Source organism: Streptomyces sp. NPDC087428, from assembly GCF_044744085.1.
Lineage (GTDB): Bacteria > Actinomycetota > Actinomycetes > Streptomycetales > Streptomycetaceae > Streptomyces.
In genome coordinates, this window is sequence record NZ_JBIUXR010000001.1 from 233,731 (window position 1) to 251,273 (window position 17,543).

Annotated in this window: 13 protein-coding genes and 2 tRNA genes; 4 read left to right on the plus strand and 11 right to left on the minus strand. The window is 69.7% G+C overall.

Annotation, left to right across the window (positions count from 1 at the left end; all coding sequences use genetic code 11):
* Positions 1 to 48: 48 nt before the first annotated feature.
* A complete protein-coding gene (locus ACIO3R_RS01040) occupies positions 49 to 2,670 on the minus strand; it encodes a valine--tRNA ligase (RefSeq protein ID WP_385041280.1) in 2,622 nt (873 codons plus the stop codon).
* 140 nt (positions 2,671 to 2,810) lie between these two features.
* Here ACIO3R_RS01040 and ACIO3R_RS01045 point away from each other — a divergent pair, with 140 nt between their 5' ends.
* Positions 2,811 to 3,818, plus strand: coding sequence for a hypothetical protein (locus tag ACIO3R_RS01045; protein ID WP_402101965.1), 1,008 nt, complete (start codon positions 2,811 to 2,813; stop codon positions 3,816 to 3,818).
* Positions 3,819 to 3,898: 80 nt separating this feature from the next.
* On the opposite strand, the gene clpX is transcribed toward ACIO3R_RS01045, so the two are convergent.
* The 5 genes from clpX to ACIO3R_RS01070 all read right to left on the minus strand — a co-directional run bounded on the left by clpX (position 3,899) and on the right by ACIO3R_RS01070 (position 8,787).
* Positions 3,899 to 5,197, minus strand: a complete 1,299-nt coding sequence (gene clpX, locus ACIO3R_RS01050) for an ATP-dependent Clp protease ATP-binding subunit ClpX (RefSeq protein WP_362963982.1) — start codon at positions 5,195 to 5,197, stop codon at positions 3,899 to 3,901.
* A 157-nt stretch (positions 5,198 to 5,354) separates the two neighbouring features.
* Entirely contained in the window at positions 5,355 to 6,038 is a 684-nt protein-coding gene (locus ACIO3R_RS01055) for an ATP-dependent Clp protease proteolytic subunit (RefSeq protein WP_363030857.1), read from the minus strand.
* 244 nt (positions 6,039 to 6,282) lie between these two features.
* The gene (locus tag ACIO3R_RS01060) at positions 6,283 to 6,888 is read right to left on the minus strand and encodes an ATP-dependent Clp protease proteolytic subunit (RefSeq protein WP_362964028.1); all 606 of its coding nucleotides are present in this window, start codon (positions 6,886 to 6,888) and stop codon (positions 6,283 to 6,285) included.
* Between the two features lie 265 nt (positions 6,889 to 7,153).
* Positions 7,154 to 8,560, minus strand: coding sequence for a trigger factor (tig, locus tag ACIO3R_RS01065; protein ID WP_385037888.1), 1,407 nt, complete (start codon positions 8,558 to 8,560; stop codon positions 7,154 to 7,156).
* Positions 8,561 to 8,710: 150 nt separating this feature from the next.
* A tRNA-Pro gene (locus ACIO3R_RS01070) sits at positions 8,711 to 8,787 on the minus strand.
* A 166-nt stretch (positions 8,788 to 8,953) separates the two neighbouring features.
* Here ACIO3R_RS01070 and ACIO3R_RS01075 point away from each other — a divergent pair.
* Positions 8,954 to 9,027, plus strand: a tRNA-Gly gene (locus tag ACIO3R_RS01075).
* A 111-nt stretch (positions 9,028 to 9,138) separates the two neighbouring features.
* Here the strand turns inward: ACIO3R_RS01075 and ACIO3R_RS01080 are convergent.
* Positions 9,139 to 9,333, minus strand: a complete 195-nt coding sequence (locus ACIO3R_RS01080) for a hypothetical protein (protein WP_385037885.1) — start codon at positions 9,331 to 9,333, stop codon at positions 9,139 to 9,141.
* 478 nt (positions 9,334 to 9,811) lie between these two features.
* Here ACIO3R_RS01080 and ACIO3R_RS01085 point away from each other — a divergent pair, with 478 nt between their 5' ends.
* Positions 9,812 to 10,969 (plus strand): acyltransferase family protein, encoded by a 1,158-nt coding sequence (locus tag ACIO3R_RS01085; protein ID WP_402101969.1) that lies wholly within the window; start codon positions 9,812 to 9,814, stop codon positions 10,967 to 10,969.
* Between the two features lie 48 nt (positions 10,970 to 11,017).
* Here ACIO3R_RS01085 and ACIO3R_RS01090 read toward each other — a convergent pair whose 3' ends face one another.
* From ACIO3R_RS01090 to ACIO3R_RS01100, 3 genes are read right to left on the minus strand one after another with little or no spacing between them, the layout of a single operon-like run.
* Positions 11,018 to 11,503 (minus strand): HD domain-containing protein, encoded by a 486-nt coding sequence (locus tag ACIO3R_RS01090; RefSeq protein WP_385037879.1) that lies wholly within the window; start codon positions 11,501 to 11,503, stop codon positions 11,018 to 11,020.
* A 9-nt stretch (positions 11,504 to 11,512) separates the two neighbouring features.
* Positions 11,513 to 13,993: an FtsX-like permease family protein gene (locus ACIO3R_RS01095; protein ID WP_402101972.1), complete on the minus strand. Its 2,481-nt coding sequence runs from the start codon at positions 13,991 to 13,993 to the stop codon at positions 11,513 to 11,515.
* Positions 13,993 to 14,847, minus strand: coding sequence for an ABC transporter ATP-binding protein (locus tag ACIO3R_RS01100; protein WP_385037873.1), 855 nt, complete (start codon positions 14,845 to 14,847; stop codon positions 13,993 to 13,995). The genes ACIO3R_RS01095 and ACIO3R_RS01100 overlap by 1 nt, the downstream gene beginning before the upstream one ends.
* Before the next feature lie 319 nt (positions 14,848 to 15,166).
* Between ACIO3R_RS01100 and ACIO3R_RS01105 the strand changes: the two genes are divergently transcribed.
* Entirely contained in the window at positions 15,167 to 16,330 is a 1,164-nt protein-coding gene (locus ACIO3R_RS01105) for a cation:proton antiporter (protein WP_385037870.1), read from the plus strand.
* Positions 16,331 to 16,380: 50 nt separating this feature from the next.
* Here the strand turns inward: ACIO3R_RS01105 and ACIO3R_RS01110 are convergent, their stop codons facing one another.
* Positions 16,381 to 17,526 (minus strand): PP2C family protein-serine/threonine phosphatase, encoded by a 1,146-nt coding sequence (locus ACIO3R_RS01110; protein WP_363073958.1) that lies wholly within the window; start codon positions 17,524 to 17,526, stop codon positions 16,381 to 16,383.
* Positions 17,527 to 17,543 lie beyond the last annotated feature (17 nt).

Consider the following 17,543-nt stretch of genomic DNA (forward strand, 5'->3'; position numbering starts at 1 on the left):
CCGTACCCCTCGGCCGAGGGGTACGGGGGCTCCGTGCGGCGGGCCTGGTCAGGCCTGCGGCAGGGCCGCCAGCTGGCTGGTGATGCGCTCGATGTCGGTCTCGGCCTTGGCGAGCCGGCCACGGATCTTGTCGACCACGTTGTCCGGGGCCTTGCCGAGGAACGCCTCGTTGTTCAGCTTGCCGTTGGCCTGCGCCTTCTCCTTCTCGGCGGCGCCCAGGTCCTTCGTCAGGCGCTTGCGCTCGGCCTCGATGTCGATCGTGCCGGACAGGTCGAGCGCGACCGTGGCGCCCGCGACCGGCAGCGACGCGGTGGCGTGGAAGCCGTCGCCGGCGGGCTGCAGGCGCAGCAGCTGGCGGATGGCCGCCTCGTGCGCGGCGAGCGGCGTACCGGTCAGGTCCAGCTCGGCCGGGACCTTCTGGCCGGGCTGGAGGCCCTGGTCGGAGCGGAAGCGGCGGACCTCGGTGACGACCTGCTGGACGAGCTCGATCTCCTTCTCGGCCGCGTCGTCCCGGAAGCCGCTGTCCTGCGGCCAGTCCGCGATGACGACGGACTCGCGGCCGGTGAGCGCGGTCCACAGCGTCTCCGTGACGAACGGGACGACCGGGTGCAGGAGGCGCAGCATCACGTCGAGGACCTCGCCCAGGACCCGGCCCGAGACCTCGGCCGGCCGGCCGCCGCCGAAGAACGTGGTCTTGGACAGCTCGACGTACCAGTCGAAGACCTCGTCCCAGGCGAAGTGCCGGAGCGCCTCACTGAGCTTGGAGAACTGGAAGTCGTCGTAGTACGCGTCGACTTCGGCGACGGTTTTGCCCAGCCGGGACAGAATCCAGCGGTCGGTGACCGACATCTCGTCGGCGGCAGGCAGCTCGCCCTCGATGGTGGCGCCGTTCATCAGGGCGAAGCGGGTGGCGTTCCAGATCTTGTTGGAGAACTTGGCGGAACCCTGGACCCACTCCTCGCCGATCGGGACGTCGACACCGGGGTTGGCGCCGCGCGCCAGGGTGAAACGGAGCGCGTCGGAGCCGTACTTGTCCATCCAGTCCAGCGGGTTGACCACGTTCCCGAAGGACTTCGACATCTTCTTGCCGTGCTCGTCGCGGACCATGCCGTGCAGCACGATCGTCTCGAACGGCGGAACGCCGTCGTTGACGTACAGGCCGAACATCATCATCCGGGCGACCCAGAAGAAGAGGATGTCGTAGCCGGTGACCAGGACGGAGTTCGGGTAGAACTTCGCGAGGCTGTCGGTCTGTTCGGGCCAGCCGAGCGTGGAGAAGGGCCACAGGCCGGAGGAGAACCAGGTGTCCAGGACATCGCTGTCCTGCGTCCAGCCCTCGCCGGTGGGCGCCTCGTCGTCCGGTCCGACGCAGACGACCTCGCCGTTCGGGCCGTACCAGACGGGGATGCGGTGGCCCCACCAGAGCTGGCGCGAGATCGTCCAGTCGTGGAGGTTGTCGACCCAGTCGAAGTACCGCTTCTCCATCTCCTGCGGATGGATCTTGACCTTGCCGTCGCGGACGGCGTCACCGGCCGCCTTGGCGAGCGGCTCGACCTTGACCCACCACTGGAGGGAGAGGCGCGGCTCGATGGTGGTCTTGCAGCGCGAGCAGTGCCCGACGGAGTGGACGTACGGACGCTTCTCGGCCACGATCCGGCCCTCGGCGCGCAGGGCGGCGACGATCGCGGAGCGGGCTTCCAGCCGGTCCAGGCCCTGGAAGGGGCCGGGGACGGTGATGACGGCCCGCTCGTCCAGGACGGTGAGGAAGGGCAGGTCGTGGCGCTTGCCGATCTCGAAGTCGTTCGGGTCGTGCGCCGGGGTCACCTTGACGGCGCCGGTGCCGAACTCGGGGTCGACGTGGTGGTCGGCGACGACCGGGATCGTGCGGTCGGTCAGCGGCAGCTTGATCTGCTTGCCGACCAGGTGCCGGTAGCGCTCGTCGTCGGGGTGGACGGCGACGGCGGTGTCACCGAGCATCGTCTCGGCGCGGGTGGTGGCGACGACGATGGTCTCGTCACCCTCCCCGTACGTCATGGAGACGAGCTCGCCGTCGTCCTCCTGGTACTCGACCTCGATGTCGGAGATCGCGGTGAGACAGCGCGGGCACCAGTTGATGATGCGCTCGGCGCGGTAGATCAGCCCGTCGTCGTACATCCGCTTGAAGACGGTCTGGACGGCCTTGGACAGGCCCTCGTCCATGGTGAACCGCTCGCGGGACCAGTCGACGCCCTCGCCGAGGCGGCGCATCTGGCCGGAGATCTGGCCGCCGGACTCGTTCTTCCACTGCCAGACGCGCTCGACGAAGGCCTCGCGGCCCAGGTCGTGGCGGGACTTGCCCTCCTTGGCGAGCTCGCGCTCGACGACGTTCTGGGTGGCGATGCCGGCGTGGTCCATACCGGGCTGGTACAGCGCCTCGAAGCCCTGCATCCGCTTGCGGCGGACCAGCGCGTCGATCAGCGTGTGCTCGAAGGCGTGCCCGAGGTGCAGGGAGCCGGTGACGTTGGGCGGCGGGATGACGATGGAGTACGGGGGCTTCTCGCTGTGCTCGTCGGCCTCGAAGTAGCCGCGCTCCACCCAGCGCTCGTACAGCTTCCCCTCTACCTCGGCCGGCGTGTACTGGGTCGGCAGTTCGGGGTTGCTGGCTGGCTGCGGCGCTGCGTTCTCGGTCACGCCCCACAGTTTAGGGCCGTCACAGTCATGCACTGAAACCGGTTTGTTGAGTAACGGTGTGCCTCCCGGTGCCCCACCCCCGCGGGCCTTCCGTCAGGATGTTCGGAACGCGTAAGTATGACGAACAGGGGAAACCGCAGATGAGCTTCAACCAGCCGGGCCCGTACGACGGACAGCAGCCCCAGGGCCAGCCCGGACCGTACGGACAGCAGCCGGGCCCCTACGGCGGCCCGCCGCCGCAGGGCCAGCCGCAGGGCCAGCCCGGTTACGGGTACCCGCAGCAGGCCCCCCAGGGCGTCCCGCCGCAGCAGCCCCCGCAGCCGGGCTACGGCTACCCGCAGGCCCAGCAGCCCGGCCCGTACGGACAGCAGCCCCCCACTCCCCCGTACGGCGGCCAGCCGGTCTACGGCCAGCAGCCCCCGTTCCCCCCGGCCGGCGAGCCGAAAAAGAAGAAGACCGGCCTGATCATCGGCGGCGTGATCGTGGCGCTGGTGGTCATCGGTGGCGGGGTGTACGCGCTGACGTCGGGCGGCGACAAGGTCAGTAACAGCGATGTCGCGGAAAGCACCAAGGGCTACAAGCTGACGCCGGCCGATTCGGTGGACAGCTACAAGAAGGGGGCCGCGTCCTCCGGCGACAGCAGCGGACCGCTGAGCGGCTCGGACAAGACGAAGGCCGAAGCCAGCGGTATCAAGAACCCCAACGGAGCCGGTGCCAACTATCAGGGCGGCTCCCAGGAGGACATGAGCCTGAAGGTCTTGAACCTGCAGGGCTTCTGGGGAGAGGTCAGCGACCCGGCCGCGGTGCTCAACAACTCCTTCGACCGGGCCAAGCTGAACATGACCAAGGGTGAGAGCGATTCCAAGGCTGAGCTGGTCGGCTCACCGAAGGCAGTCACCCCGCCGGGCTTCAAGGGCGCCCTGATGAAGTGCCAGAACGTCAAGGTGAAGAACAGCGAAGCGGACGGGACGGCGAAGAACGGCCCCGACACAATCGAGGCCCCCATCTGCATCTGGGCCGACTACAGCACGGTGGGCATCGTCACGGGCATCGACATGGGACTCGCCATGACCAACAAGCCCATGCCGCAGGAGGACGTGGCCGCGCTCGCCGCCAAGCTCTACAACACCTCCCGCACCAAGATCTGACCCGGCACACCGCAACGCGAAGGGGCGCCCAGCCAGTTCACCTGGCCGGGCGCCCCTTCGCGTACGTCTCTACGCCACCGCTACGCGGACTTCTCGTGGCGGCCGTCGTCGTTCTTCCCGATCGTCCGCGGCTCGCGCGGGACCAAGGTCGGGTTGACGTTGTTGCGGACCACGTCCGAGGTGATGACGACCCGGGCGACGTCCTTGCGGGACGGCACCTCGTACATCACCGACTGGAGGACCTCTTCCATGATCGCGCGCAGACCACGCGCACCGGTCTGGCGCAGGATCGCCTGGTCGGCGATGGCCTCCAGCGCCTCGCGCTCGAAGTCCAGCTCCACACCGTCGAGTTCGAACAGCCGCTGGTACTGCTTCACCAGGGCGTTGCGCGGCTCGATGAGAATCTGGAGCAGGGCCTCGCGGTCCAGGTTGTGGACCGAGGTCAGGACCGGGAGGCGGCCGATGAACTCGGGGATCATCCCGAACTTCACCAGGTCCTCCGGCATGACTTCCTGGAACTGGTCGCTCGCCTGGATCTCCAGCTTGGAGCGGATCGTGGCGCCGAAGCCGATGCCCTTCGCGCCGGCCCGGGACTCGATGATCTTCTCCAGGCCGGAGAACGCGCCGCCCACGATGAACAGCACGTTCGTCGTGTCGATCTGGATGAACTCCTGGTGCGGGTGCTTCCGGCCGCCCTGCGGCGGTACGGAGGCGGTGGTGCCCTCCAGGATCTTCAGCAGGGCCTGCTGGACGCCCTCGCCGGAGACATCGCGGGTGATCGACGGGTTCTCGCTCTTGCGGGCGACCTTGTCGATCTCGTCGATGTAGATGATCCCGGTCTCGGCCTTCTTGACGTCGTAGTCAGCGGCCTGGATCAGCTTCAGCAGGATGTTCTCGACGTCCTCGCCGACATAGCCGGCCTCCGTCAGCGCCGTCGCGTCGGCGATGGCGAACGGGACGTTGAGCATGCGGGCCAGTGTCTGCGCGAGGAGGGTCTTGCCCGAGCCCGTGGGGCCCAGCAGCAGGATGTTCGACTTGGCGAGCTCGATCGCGTCGTCACGGCTCGTACCGCCGCCGTTCTCCCCGGCCTGGACCCGCTTGTAGTGGTTGTACACAGCGACCGAGAGAGCCTTCTTCGCGGGCTCCTGCCCTACGACGTACCCCTCGAGGAACTCGTAGATCTCGCGCGGCTTGGGAAGTTCCTCCCACCGCACCTCGGAGGTCTCCGCGAGCTCCTCCTCGATGATCTCGTTGCAGAGATCGATGCACTCGTCGCAGATGTACACACCGGGTCCCGCAATGAGCTTCTTCACCTGCTTCTGGCTCTTTCCGCAGAACGAGCACTTGAGCAGGTCGCCGCCATCACCGATGCGTGCCACGAGGTGCTTCCCCTTCGCCTGGGAGACGCCTGGTTCAGCGGCTCCTGGTGCCTCTATCCGACGGTACCTTGCCTGGCCCCCCGTTCGGGCCCCCCTTGGCACGGTTCACACGGCCGGGGCCGGGTGACCCTGCCGTACCAAGGGGTAAAGGCCGACGTCAGGCGGCCGCTCCGGCCGCGGTCTTGCGGGTCGCGACGATCTGGTCGACCAGGCCGTAGGCCAGGGCGTCATCGGCGGTCAGGATCTTGTCCCGCTCGATGTCGTCACGGATCTTCTCGATCGGCGTGGTGGAGTGCTTGGCCAGCAGCTCCTCCAGCTGACTCCGCATCCGCAGGATCTCGTTGGCCGCGATCTCCAGGTCGGAGAGCTGCTCACGGCCGGTCTGCGAGGACGGCTGGTGGATCAGGATACGCGCGTTCGGCAGCGCCAGGCGCTTGCCCGGCGTGCCCGCGGCGAGCAGCACGGCCGCGGCGGAGGCCGCCTGGCCCATGCAGACCGTCTGGATGTCCGGCTTCACGAACTGCATCGTGTCGTAGATCGCGGTGAGCGCGGTGAACGAGCCGCCGGGGCTGTTGATGTAGATCGAGATGTCCCGGTCCGGGTCCATCGACTCCAGGCACAGCAGCTGCGCCATGACGTCGTTGGCGGAGGCGTCGTCGATCTGCACCCCGAGGAAGATCACGCGCTCCTCGAAGAGCTTCGCGTACGGGTCGTACTCACGCACGCCCTGCGAGGTGCGCTCCACGAAGCGCGGCACGATGTAACGGTTGTCCACCTGCGGGCCGGTGTAGAGGCCGCTCGCGGAGGCGCCGGGGAAGTTGTTCATGTGGGTGTTCACCATCCTGGTGGCGTTCTGTGGGCCAGGGCCTGTTCTGAGTCGGCCCGTGGAAGAAGGAGCGGCGTTCGGTGCGTGCGATCTGCGCGCCGGACGAGTGTTCTCGTAGCGGAGCCACTCGGACGTTCGTCCGGTGCGGCGAGCGTGCGTGCCGGGCGCCGCGACGCCGCGGGCCGGCTCGGAGCAGGCCCTGGGTGTCTCGGCGTACGAGAGATGCGGTGCGGTGCGACGCGGTCCGGTGGGTACCGGATCAGGCGCCGGTGCCGCCGCCGCCCGGAACGCCCGACGCGATCGTGATGATCTCGTCGATGAGGCCGTAGTCCTTGGCCTCCTCCGCGGTGTACCAGCGGTCGCGGTCGCCGTCGCGGATGATCGTCTCCACGGTCTGGCCGGAGTGGCGGGCGGTGATCTCCGCCATCCGCTGCTTGGTGCGCAGCAGGTACTGGGCCTGGATCTTGATGTCCGAGGCCGTACCGCCGATGCCGGCCGAACCCTGGTGCATGAGGATGTCGGTGTTCGGGAGCGCGAAGCGCTTGCCGGCGCTGCCGCCGGTGAGCAGGAACTGGCCCATCGAGGCGGCCATGCCCATACCGATGGTGACCACGTCGTTCGGGATGTACTGCATGGTGTCGTAGACCGCCATGCCGGCCGTCACCGAGCCGCCGGGGCTGTTGATGTAGAGGTAGATGTCCTTGTCCGGGTCGGCGGCAAGGAGAAGCAGCTGCGCGGTGATCTTGTTGGCGATGTCATCGTCGACCTGCTGACCGAGGAAGATGATGCGCTCGCCGAGCAGTCGGCTGTAGACCTGGTCACCGAGGCCTCCACCGAGGGACGGCTCTCCGGCGGCGTAGGGCATCAGATTCGTCACGTATCCACCTGCTCGTCTCTGACGGCTCCGGCCGTCTCAGCGTCTTCGTACCGGGTGGGCCGGGACTCCCCGACCCTTCCTATTCATGGACCCTAACGCGCAGGTGGGACAACGCCATCCCGCTTCCGCAACTGTTCGCTGGGAGCGCAAGCTCCGCAGTCCGCACACGGGTTGTGGGGGACGCCGGCGGATACGACGACGGGCTCCGGACGCGGTTGCGTCCGGAGCCCGTCGTACGGGTTCAGAGCGGGGCTCAGGCCTCGGTCTTCTCCTCGGCCGCGTCGGCCACGGCCTCGGTGGTGCCCTCGGCGGCCTCGACCGCCTCGGTGGCCTCCTCCGCCACGTCCTCGTCGTCCTCCAGGTCGACGACCTCACCGTTGGTGTCGACGACCTTGGCGGCCTCGACGACCACGGCCAGCGCCTTGCCGCGGGCGACCTCGCCGACGAGCATCGGCACCTGGCCACCCTCGACGACGGCCTGGGCAAACTGGTCGGGGCTCATGCCGGAGGACTGCGCGCGCCGCATGAGGTGCTCGGTGAGCTCCTCCTGGTTGACGTTCAGCTTCTCCTTGTTGACGAGCTCGTCAAGGATGAACTGGGTCTTGATGCCCTTGACGGCCTGCTCGGACGTCTCCGCCTCGAACTCCTCAAGGGTCTTGCCCTGGATCTCCAGGTACTTCTCCAGGTCGAGACCCATCTGGCCGAGCTGGTGGTGCTCCAGGTTGTGCTTGCGGGTCTGGACCTCGTCCGCGAGCAGCTTCTCGGGGATCGGGACCTCGGCGAGCTTGAGCAGCTCCTCCAGGACCCGCTCCTGGGCCTGGGTGGCCTGGTCGTACTGCTTGGTGCTCTCCAGCCGCTTGCGGCTGTCGGCCTTGAGCTCGTCGAGCGTGTCGAACTCGCTCGCCATCTGGGCGAACTCGTCGTCCAGCTCGGGAAGCTCACGGGCGGCGACCGCGGTGACCTTGACGGTGACCTCGGCCTCCTTGCCCTCGGCGGAGCCGCCCTTCAGCTCGGAGGTGAAGGTGGTCTCGCCACCCGCCTCCAGGCCGGTGACGGCGTCGTCGATGCCTTCGAGGAGTTCGCCGGAACCGATGGTGTACGAGACACCCTCGGCCACGCCGTCCTCCAGGACCTCGCCCTCGACCTTGGCGGTCAGGTCGATCGTCACGACGTCGCCGTCGGCGGCGGCGCGCTCGACCGGGTTGGTCGAGGCGAAGCGCTCGCGGAGCTGCTCCACGGCCTTCTCGACGTCCTCGTCGCTGACCTCGAGGGCGTCGACGGTGACCTCGATGCCGGAGTAGTCCGGGATCTCGATCTCGGGGCGTACGTCAACCTCGGCGGTGAAGGCCAGCAGTTCGCCGTCCTTCAGCTCCGTGATGTCGACCTCAGGCTGTCCGAGGACGTTGAGCTCTCCCTCGTTGACGGCCTCGGTGTAGAACTTCGGGAGCGCGTCGTTGACGGCCTCCTCCAGCACAGCACCACGGCCGAACCGCTGGTCGATGACCCGGTTGGGGATCTTGCCCTTGCGGAACCCCTTCACCGTGACCTGCTGGTTGATCTTCTTGTACGCCGCGTCGAGGCTGTCCTTGAGCTCCTCGAAGGGCACCTCAATGCTGAGCCGAACCCGGGTCGGGTTCAGGGTCTCCACGGCGCTCTTCACGGTTCGGTCTCCTTGTGGCTGACTTCTTGGGGTTCTGCTCCACCGCACACGTGGCGGCTTCGCGGACCGAGCCCGGTACATCAGACACACGGGCACGCATTTTGCATAGTAACGGCAAGGGGTAGAACTCCCACAATGCGAGCCTGCCGGTGGTCGGGGTGGCCGGATTCGAACCGACGACCTTCCGCTCCCAAAGCGGACGCGCTACCAAGCTGCGCCACACCCCGTCGGTGCGACACGTAGGGTACATGCAGAGCGGCGGTGCATCGGCCGCTTTTCCTCCGGCGTCGCGCAACGCGACACCGGGTGCGGCGATCGGGTGTGCGGGCAGCGCCCTCGACCCGCTACGATGCTTCTCGTGCCGCGGTCCCCGTGACCTGCGGTGCGTTGCATGCGGGCGTAGCTCAATGGTAGAGCACTAGTCTTCCAAACTAGCTACGCGGGTTCGATTCCCGTCGCCCGCTCCATGCCTCGGGCCCGGCCCGGCGACATCCTTCCCGGATGGCTGCCGGACCGGGCCTTCCGCGTTCCCGGGGTACGGAGCTGCCGCGGATCAACTGCTCATCCGCGGCCCCTGATCAGAAGCTGATCTGGTTGATGCTCTGCGCTATGGAGTCCATGAACTTCTGGATCGACGGCGCCATGCCGGTCGATGCCAGGAAGAAGCCGAAGAGCACCGCGACGATCGCGGGTCCGGCCTTGATGGAGCCGCCTCGGATCAGGACCACCAGGATGATCGCAAAAAGAAGCACCACAGACAGTGAAATGGCCACGACTGATCACACCCTCGGTCGGTCCGCCTTGCCGGCCCAGAAGTGTGCGTCCGCGCACACCTCCGTTGGCGTCCATCGTGCCACCAACTCCCCTGTGGTCGCTGCCAGGTGACGCTTGGACCGGTCGGTATCGCGCCATCTTGCGCCGGTCGCGCGCCGGTGCCCGGCAGCCGGGCGCGGCCGCCGACCCAGCAGCCGCACGGCGGCGCGGGGCGGCGCGGGCGGCAGTGAAGGATGGCCGGGAATGATCTGCAACGGTGATCGTTTCCTTACCCACACAGTTTATTCACATGGAATTCCGCGGGCCGAATGCGACGTAATTCACCCTCCCCAACTGCCGCCCGTTATGCACCATTTAAGGAGGATTAACACTCCCAAACCGGTCAAAAATCGAAGGTTTGGCTTTTGATCGATCGGGCACACGCGATATCCGATGGCGGTTTTACGAAATGCAATCGAGACGTCTAGGGTGCTTGAGATGTTCCACGCTCCGAACGTATTCCAGAGGGCCCCGCACCCCCCGGCGACCCGGGAGTCGGAGCCCAGACCCCAAACGCCCGCGAGCACCCCGGACTCCCCCTCCGCGGTGGCGGTGGCCGAACGGCCCGCGCGGAGCGCACCCGCCAAGAAGCGTGACGCCTACTTCGACAACGCCAAGTACCTCGCCATCGTGCTGGTCGCGGTGGCGCACTCATGGGTGCCGGTCATGGAGGGAAGCCGGGCGGCCCGCGCGCTGTACATGGTGACGTACACGTTCCACATGCCGGCCTTCATCATCATTTCCGGCTATTTCTCCCGTTCGTTCAGCATGACCCCCGCCAAGGTGAAGCGCCTGGTCACGGGGGTCGCCGTGCCGTATGTGGTGTTCGAGACGGCGTACTCGCTGTTCCGGCGGTACGCGAACGACTCACCCGATACGGCGATCAGCCTGCTGGAGCCCTGGTACCTCACCTGGTTCCTGGCCGCCCTGTTCATCTGGCGGCTCACCACACCGATCTGGCAGAACCTGCGGCACCCGCTGGCGGTCTCGCTCGTGATCGCCGTCCTCGCCTCGTTCGCGCCCAGCATCGGCGACGATCTCGACCTGCCGCGCGTCCTGCAGTTCCTGCCGTTCTTCGTGCTCGGGCTCCAGCTCAGGCCCGAGCACTTCCGGATGGTCAAGCGCCGTGAGGTGCAGCTGCTGACCCTGCCGCTGTTCGCCGGTGCGGCCGTCTTCGCCTACTGGGCGGCGCCCCGGATGCAGCTGGGCTGGTTCCTGCGGGACTCCAGCGCCCAGGACATGAACGCCCCGTGGTGGTCCGGCGCGGTGATGACCCTCGCGCTGTTCGGCTGCGCGACGCTGCTCACCATCGGGTTCCTGGCGTTGGTCCCGCGCCGTCACATGTGGTTCACGGTGCTGGGCACCGGGACGATCTGCGGCTATCTGCTGCACGGGTTCCTGGTGAAGGGCGCCGACTACGCGGGCCTCTTCGACCGCTACGACTGGCTGATCTCGCCGACCGGTCTGGTGCTCGTCACCCTGGCCGCGGCGGCCGGCGTGACCCTGCTGTGCACGCCTCCGGTGCGGCGGGTCATGCGCTGTGTGACCGAGCCGGACATGAACTGGGCGTTCCGGCGGGACGCCGCCAAGATCTGAATCCGGCGAGGCCCGGCCCGCGTCCGGGCCGGGCCTCGCCGTGTTGGCTCAAATCTGCTGTTCGGTGGGCGATTTCGGTGCGGTGATCCCGAGCAGGCTCCGTACCTGCGCATACTTCTCGGCCAGCCGGGTACGGGTGGCCGGTTCCAGCACCGCGAGGCGGGCCGGGTCCGCGTTGTGCGCGAGATCGGCCTCCTTGACCAGCAGCGCGCCCGGGGTGGCCAGGATGCGGCGGGTGTACGACGGCAGGTCCTCGCCATCCCGCTTGCTGACGGCGAGGACCATGTCCTTGACCTCCTGCGGCAGCGCGGCCCCGGCCAGCCACCGCGCCGACAGCGCGTCGTCCTCGACCGCGTCGTGCAGCCAGGCCGCGGCGATCTGGTCGTCGCTGCCGCCCCTGGCCCGTACGCCCTCCGCGACGGCCGCGAGATGTTCGGCGTACGGCCGGCCCGCCTTGTCCCGTTGTCCCGCGTGGGCCTCGCGGGCGACGCGCTCGACTTCGGCCAGGGTCAGCTGTGCGCGGGGTGCTGTCATGGGCCGACTCTACGGACGGGCCGCGGCCCGGCTCAGGGCGGCGCGGGCCGGCACGAGGGCGGCGGTGAGGCCGAGGCCCACGGTCGCGGCCAGGAACGATCCGTACAGCACCGGAGGGATGTACGGGGATTCGCCGGTCAGGCCGCGCATCATCGGGGTGAGGGTGGCCAGCGCGATGGCCGTGCCGAGTGCGGCCCCGGCCACGGTGACCAGCAGTGCCTCCCAGCGGATCATGCCCATGACCTGGCGGCGGGTGGAGCCGACGAGCCGGAGCATGGTCAGTTCCCTGCGCCGGTCCAGGACGGTCATCACCAGTGTGTTGACCGCCGCGACGGCGGCGAATCCGCCGAGGACCGCGGCCATGACGGTGTTGGCCCAGGCGTTGAGCTCACGGTCCCGGCTCTGCGCGGTGGCGTAGCCGGACGCGTCGGTGACGGTGCCGAGTACGGCGAGCCGTTCCGCGGCCGCCGGGGTGGCCCGTACGAGCACGTCGGAGGCGTACGGCGAGGTGACGTGGCCCCGCAGATCGGTGGCGGGCAGGGTGACGAGTCCGGTGCCCAGGCCCCGGCCGTAGACGGCGACGATCCTCGGGGACGCCTCTGTGCCGTCCGGCAGGTGCAGCGCGAGGCGGTCACCGGTGCGCAGCCCCACCGAGCCGGCGAGCGTGGTGTCGATCGCGACGGTGCCGGGGGCGAGGGCGTCGAGCGATCCCGTACGCACGTCGAGGTCCTGGACCTCGGCCAGTTCACGGCCGGAGCCGATGACTCCCTGCGCGGGGGCGCTCTCCAGCCACCTGTCGCCGCCCGATCCGGCGGGCACCAGGACGGAGGTGCGGAGCAGGCCGACGGCGGTGGAGACGCCGGGGGTCGCGGCGGCGCGCTCGGTGGCGTCGGAGGCGAGACCGGCCGGCGCGGAGACGATGTGGTCGGCGGTGATGCCGTCGCGCTGCTGGTGCTCGATCGCCCGGTCCTCGCTGGTGTGCATGAAGACGAGGGTCGAGGAGAAGGCCATGGCGAGGACGATCGGCGTGATCGCGGATGCCATCCGCCGGGAGTTGGCGCGGGAGTTGGCCGCGGCCAGTGAGGCCGACGCGCCGCCGGCCCGCAGCGGGAGTCCGAGGACCGCGGCGCAGATCCGGGCGATGAGCGGGCCGAGCAGGCCGACCGCGAGCATGAAGAGCATGACGACACCGAGCGCGGCGTTGGCCGCGTCCTCGCCGGTCTGCGAGGCGGCGACGCCCGCGAACACGCCGCCGCCGGCCAGTGCGGCGATCCCCAGCGGCGTACGGATCCAGCCGAACGGGGGGCGTTCCACGGCGGACTGGGCGAGGGCGAGGCCCGGCTTCGTCCTCGCCGGGCGGCGTGCGGCGGTGTAGCCGGCGGCCAGTGCGGTGAGCATCGTGGCGGCGACGGCGATCGTCAGCGGCAGCCAGGAGACCCGCAGCGCCACGGCCTCGGGGACGGCGCCCTTCTCCTTGAGCTGGCCGAACCACCAGGAGGCCAGGGCGATTCCGGGCAGGCAGCCGATCGCCCCGGCGAGCGGGGCGACGAGCAGGGACTCGGTGGCGACGGTGCGGCGCAGTTGGCGCGGGGTGGCGCCGATCGCGCGCAGCAGCGCGAATTCGCGGCTGCGCTGGCCGACGGAGAGTGCGACGGTACCGGCGGCGGTGAAGACGGCGACCATCGTGGCGACGCCGCCGAAGGAGCCGCCGAGCCCGGTCAGGAGTTCCCTGGCCTCCGCGAGGCCCGGGTCCTCGACCGCGCCGCGGTCGTTCCCGGTGCTGACCCTGATCCCGGAGGGGTGGCCGACGGCGTCGGTGACCCGGCGGGCGAGGGTGTCCGTGGCGGTGCCGTCGGCGGCGAGCACGGCGATGGCGTCGACCCGGCCGGGGTGGCCGGAGAGCGCCACGGCCTGGCGGTCGGTGAACCAGACGGTGGCGTCGGCGGTGGTGGTGCCGGAGACCCGGAACTCCTTCGCGCCCGCCGGGGTGTCCAGGGTGACGCGGTCACCGGTCCGGGCCCGGCCGCCGGCCGGGACGACGGCCTCGCCGGTGCGCGGGGCGTGGCCGGACGCGAGCCGGGTGCCGGTGAGGGCGGTGGAGCCCCAGCCGTGCGCGGTGAGCGGGGCGGAGCCCTGGTGCACCGGGTAGCCGACGTCACCGATCGCGGCCGCGGCGCCGGGAGCGGCGGCGGCCTTCGCGACCAGTGCGGCGGGCAGCCGGGCGGTGTCCGGCAGCGCACTGGCCTCCTCGTGCCGGTCCTCCCCGCTGCCGACGGTCAGCCGGGCCCGCTGGTCGGCGGCGACGATCACCGGCGCCTTCGCGTAGCGGTCGGGCGGTACGGACGCGCGCAGGCCGGTCTCCAGCAGGATGCCGCAGGCGGAGACGATGGCCGCGGCGAGCAGGAGGGCGACGAAGGTGCCCACGAAAGAGGAGGGTTTGAAGCGGACGGCCGCGCGGGCGAGGCCGTTCGGCAGGTGTGGCGTGAACATCAGGCGGCGGCCCTCGCGTGGGCGGGGGCGGTCAGGGCGGTCATCCGGGCGGCGATCCGGTCGGCGCCGGCGCGGGGCAGGCTGTCCGCGATCTCACCGTCGGCGAGGAAGAGCACGTGGTCCGCGTAGGCGGCGGCCGCCGGGTCGTGGGTGACCATCACGACGGTCGCGCCGAGGGTGTCGACCGCGTGCCGGAGCAGTTGGAGGATCTCGCCGGCGGTGGTGGTGTCGAGGGCGCCGGTCGGTTCGTCGGCGAAGATCACGTCGGGCCGGGTGACCAGGGCGCGGGCCACGGCGACGCGTTGCTGCTGTCCGCCGGAGAGCTCGCCGGGGCGCCGCTTCCCCTTGTCGCCGAGGCCGACCCGGTCGAGCATCTCGGCGGCCTCGCGGCGGCCGCGGGCGGAGCCGGTGCGCTGTCCGGCCAGGCGCATGGGCAGGACGACGTTCTGCTCGACCGTGAGGGACGGGAGCAGGTTGAACGCCTGGAAGACGAAGCCGAGCCTGGTCCGGCGCAGTTCCGTGAGCTTGTTCTCGCTCATGCCGGTGATCTCCGTGCCGCCGAGGCCGACCGATCCCGCCGTGGGCCGGTCGAGTCCGGCCGCGCACTGGAGGAAGGTCGACTTGCCGGAGCCGGAGGGTCCCATCACGGCGGTGAAGCTGCCGCGCGGCAGGGTGAGGTCGATGCCGCGCAGGGCGTGGACGGCGGCGCCGCCTCGGCCGTACTGCCTGCGGACACCGCGCAGTTCGACGGCCGGGCCCGCGGGGTCGGGCCCCCCGTGAGGCTGCGCCGTCCGGGCCTCACGTGCTGTCCGCACGCTCTCCCGCGCGCCTTTTCCGGTGCGCCGAAGCCCCATGGTGTCCGCCTTCCGTAGCCATCCGTGATCGATACCCCGAAGTTACGGATCGGCCCTGGTCCGGGGCCATGGCGGCTGCTGGCGGATCGGGGGTGGGGGAAACCCCAGGGTGCTCCCGGGGGTGCCCTCCGGGGGTGCCTTCCGGGGGGTCCGGCGGGGCTGCCGACCAGGGTGCGGCCGAGGGCTCTCGGGGGCGCCCGCCGGAGCGGCGATACTTGCAACGTCAATCATTCGGTAAACTAATTACTGACGATTTCTTGACGCTATCTTGACCAAGCGAAGGACTGGGCTCATCGGACACGCAGACACGCTCATCGCCATGGGCGGCGCCTTCCTCGCCGCCGCCGTTCTCGCCCGCGTCGGCAGCCGTATCGGACTGCCGACCATCCCCCTGTTCATCCTGGCCGGAATCCTGCTCGGCCCGCACACCCCCGGCATCGTCCTCGTCGCCGACCCGCACGACCTGGAGATGCTCTCCGCGCTCGGCCTGGTGCTGCTGCTCTTCTACCTCGGCCTGGAGTTCCACCTCGACGACCTCAAGGCGGGCGGGCGCAAGATGGCGCTCGCCGGGGGCGCCTATCTCGTCCTGAACGTCGGCGCCGGGCTCGGATTCGGCTTCGCGCTGGGCTGGGGCACGTCGGAGGCGCTGGTGCTCGCCGGGGTGCTCGGCATCTCGTCGTCGGCCATCGTCACCAAGGTCCTGGTCGACCTGGGGCGGATCGGCAATCCGGAGACCAAGCCGATCCTGGGCATCATCGTCGTCGAGGACGTGTTCCTCGCGCTGTACCTGGCCGCCCTCCAGCCGATCCTCTCGGGCGCCGACAGCCTCGCGGCGGCGGCGGTCGACGGCGGCAAGGCCTTCGGCTTCCTGCTGGTGCTGGCCCTGGCCGCCCGGTTCGGCACCAAGCTCATCAGCAAGCTGATCAACACCCGGGACGACGAACTCCTCGTCATCTCCTTCCTCGGTGCCGCGGTCCTGGTGGCCGGCATCTCGGAGTGGTTCGGGGTCGCGGACGCCATCGGCGCCTTCATGGTCGGCCTGATGCTCGGCAGCACCACCTCGGGGGAACGCATCCTCAAGCTGGTCCACCCGCTGCGTGACGCCTTCGGCGCGATCTTCTTCTTCGCCTTCGGCCTCTCCATCAACCCCGGCGATCTGCCGGTCGTGCTGTGGGCGGTACTGGCCGCCGTCGCCGTGACGCTCGCCATGAACGTCCTCGCGGGAATAGCCACCGCCAAGCTCTACGGGTTCGGCCCACAGGCCACGGCGAACATCTCCACCACCCTGGTGGCGCGCGGCGAGTTCGCGCTCATCCTCGCCACCATGGCGGCGGGCGCGGGACTCGACGAGCGGCTGGCGCCGTTCATCGCCGGATACGTACTCGTCCTCGCGGTCCTCGCACCCCTGGTGGCCGGACGCTCGCACTGGCTGGCCCGGATCCTTCCGGGCGGACGCGGAGGCACACTCGCCCCGATCCAGTGACGGGCGGAAAGCCGTTGACGTATGTCCGGTTCGGGACGGTTGCGTACGGTTCAGGATTTACGTGAGAGAAGCAGCAGCGCCCGGTCGTCGTTGACGTCCTTGGCGCACGCCTCGATGAGGTGCCAGGCAGCGCCCTCGAAGCCCGTCGAGACATAGCGGTCGGCCTCGCCGGTCAGCCGGTCGATGCCCTCCGCCATGTCCCGTTCGGACGTCTCCACCAGTCCGTCGGTGAACAGCATCAGTACGTCCCCGGGGGCCAGCGAGCCCTTCACGGCGTCGAACTCCGCCCCGTCGTACACCCCGAGCAGGGGGCCCTCCGCGGCCTTCTCCTCCCACCGGCCGCTGCCGGCGTGGAGCTGGAGGGCGGGCGGATGGCCCGCCGAGAGGAGTTCGTAGTCGCCCGATTCCAGGTCCAGGACCAGATGGATCGACGTGGCGAAGCCCTCGTCCCAGTCCTGGCGCAGCAGATAGCCGTTGGCGGCGGGCAGGAAGCCGTGCGGCGGCAGCGATCCGAGGAGCCCGCCGAACGCGCCGGACAGCAGCAGGGCGCGGGAGCCCGCGTCCATGCCCTTGCCGGAGACGTCGGTGAGGACGGCCTCCAGGGTGCGGCCGCCGTTGGTGCGGGCCGCGACGACGAAGTCGCCGGAGAAGGACTGCCCGCCCGCCGGGCGCAGCGACATCTCGCGGTGCCAGCCCTGCGGGAGGCGGGGCAGCGCGCTCTGGACCCGGATGCGTTCGCGCAGGTCGAAGAGCATGGTGCCGCCGCGCCGCCACGGCACGCCGACCCTGGCCCGGAACTGGGCGAGCACCAGCCCGAAGAAACCGCAGGCCGCGACCGTCAGCACGGTTCCGGGGGTGACCCCGATCGTGCCGTCCTTGAACGGGCCGAGCGAGATGGACTCGACGATCAGGGCGGCGGCCGCCGCCGCGTACAGGCCGAGCAGACTGGCGGGCCGCAGCAGCAGGCCGCCCGCGACGATCGGCAGGACGAGGGCGGTCGGTGAGCACCACACGGGGTTCAGGAGGGTGCCGCAGGTGATGGCCGGGATGACCAGCAGCAGGGCGGCCAGGGCGATCCAGTCGGAGCCGTCACCGCGGAAGTAGTCGACGCCGGATCTGCGCAGCGTGCTGCGTACCCGGTGCGCCGATTTCCTCAATCGGGCCGGGTAGGTCTCTGCTCCTGCGCGTCGGGCCATTGCGGGGACCTTATCCA

Excerpts from the sequence above, each read along its gene's own strand:
- ACIO3R_RS01045 (WP_402101965.1), top strand. The coding sequence starts at position 2,811 with ATGAGCTTCAACCAGCCGGGCCCGTACGACGGACAGCAGCCCCAGGGC.
- ACIO3R_RS01055 (WP_363030857.1), bottom strand. The coding sequence starts at position 6,038 with ATGGTGAACACCCACATGAACAACTTCCCCGGCGCCTCCGCGAGCGGC.
- ACIO3R_RS01060 (WP_362964028.1), bottom strand. The coding sequence starts at position 6,888 with ATGCCCTACGCCGCCGGAGAGCCGTCCCTCGGTGGAGGCCTCGGTGAC.
- ACIO3R_RS01085 (WP_402101969.1), top strand. The coding sequence starts at position 9,812 with ATGTTCCACGCTCCGAACGTATTCCAGAGGGCCCCGCACCCCCCGGCG.
- ACIO3R_RS01090 (WP_385037879.1), bottom strand. The coding sequence starts at position 11,503 with ATGACAGCACCCCGCGCACAGCTGACCCTGGCCGAAGTCGAGCGCGTC.
- ACIO3R_RS01095 (WP_402101972.1), bottom strand. The coding sequence starts at position 13,993 with ATGTTCACGCCACACCTGCCGAACGGCCTCGCCCGCGCGGCCGTCCGC.
- ACIO3R_RS01100 (WP_385037873.1), bottom strand. The coding sequence starts at position 14,847 with ATGGGGCTTCGGCGCACCGGAAAAGGCGCGCGGGAGAGCGTGCGGACA.
- ACIO3R_RS01105 (WP_385037870.1), top strand. The coding sequence starts at position 15,167 with ATGGGCGGCGCCTTCCTCGCCGCCGCCGTTCTCGCCCGCGTCGGCAGC.
- ACIO3R_RS01110 (WP_363073958.1), bottom strand. The coding sequence starts at position 17,526 with ATGGCCCGACGCGCAGGAGCAGAGACCTACCCGGCCCGATTGAGGAAA.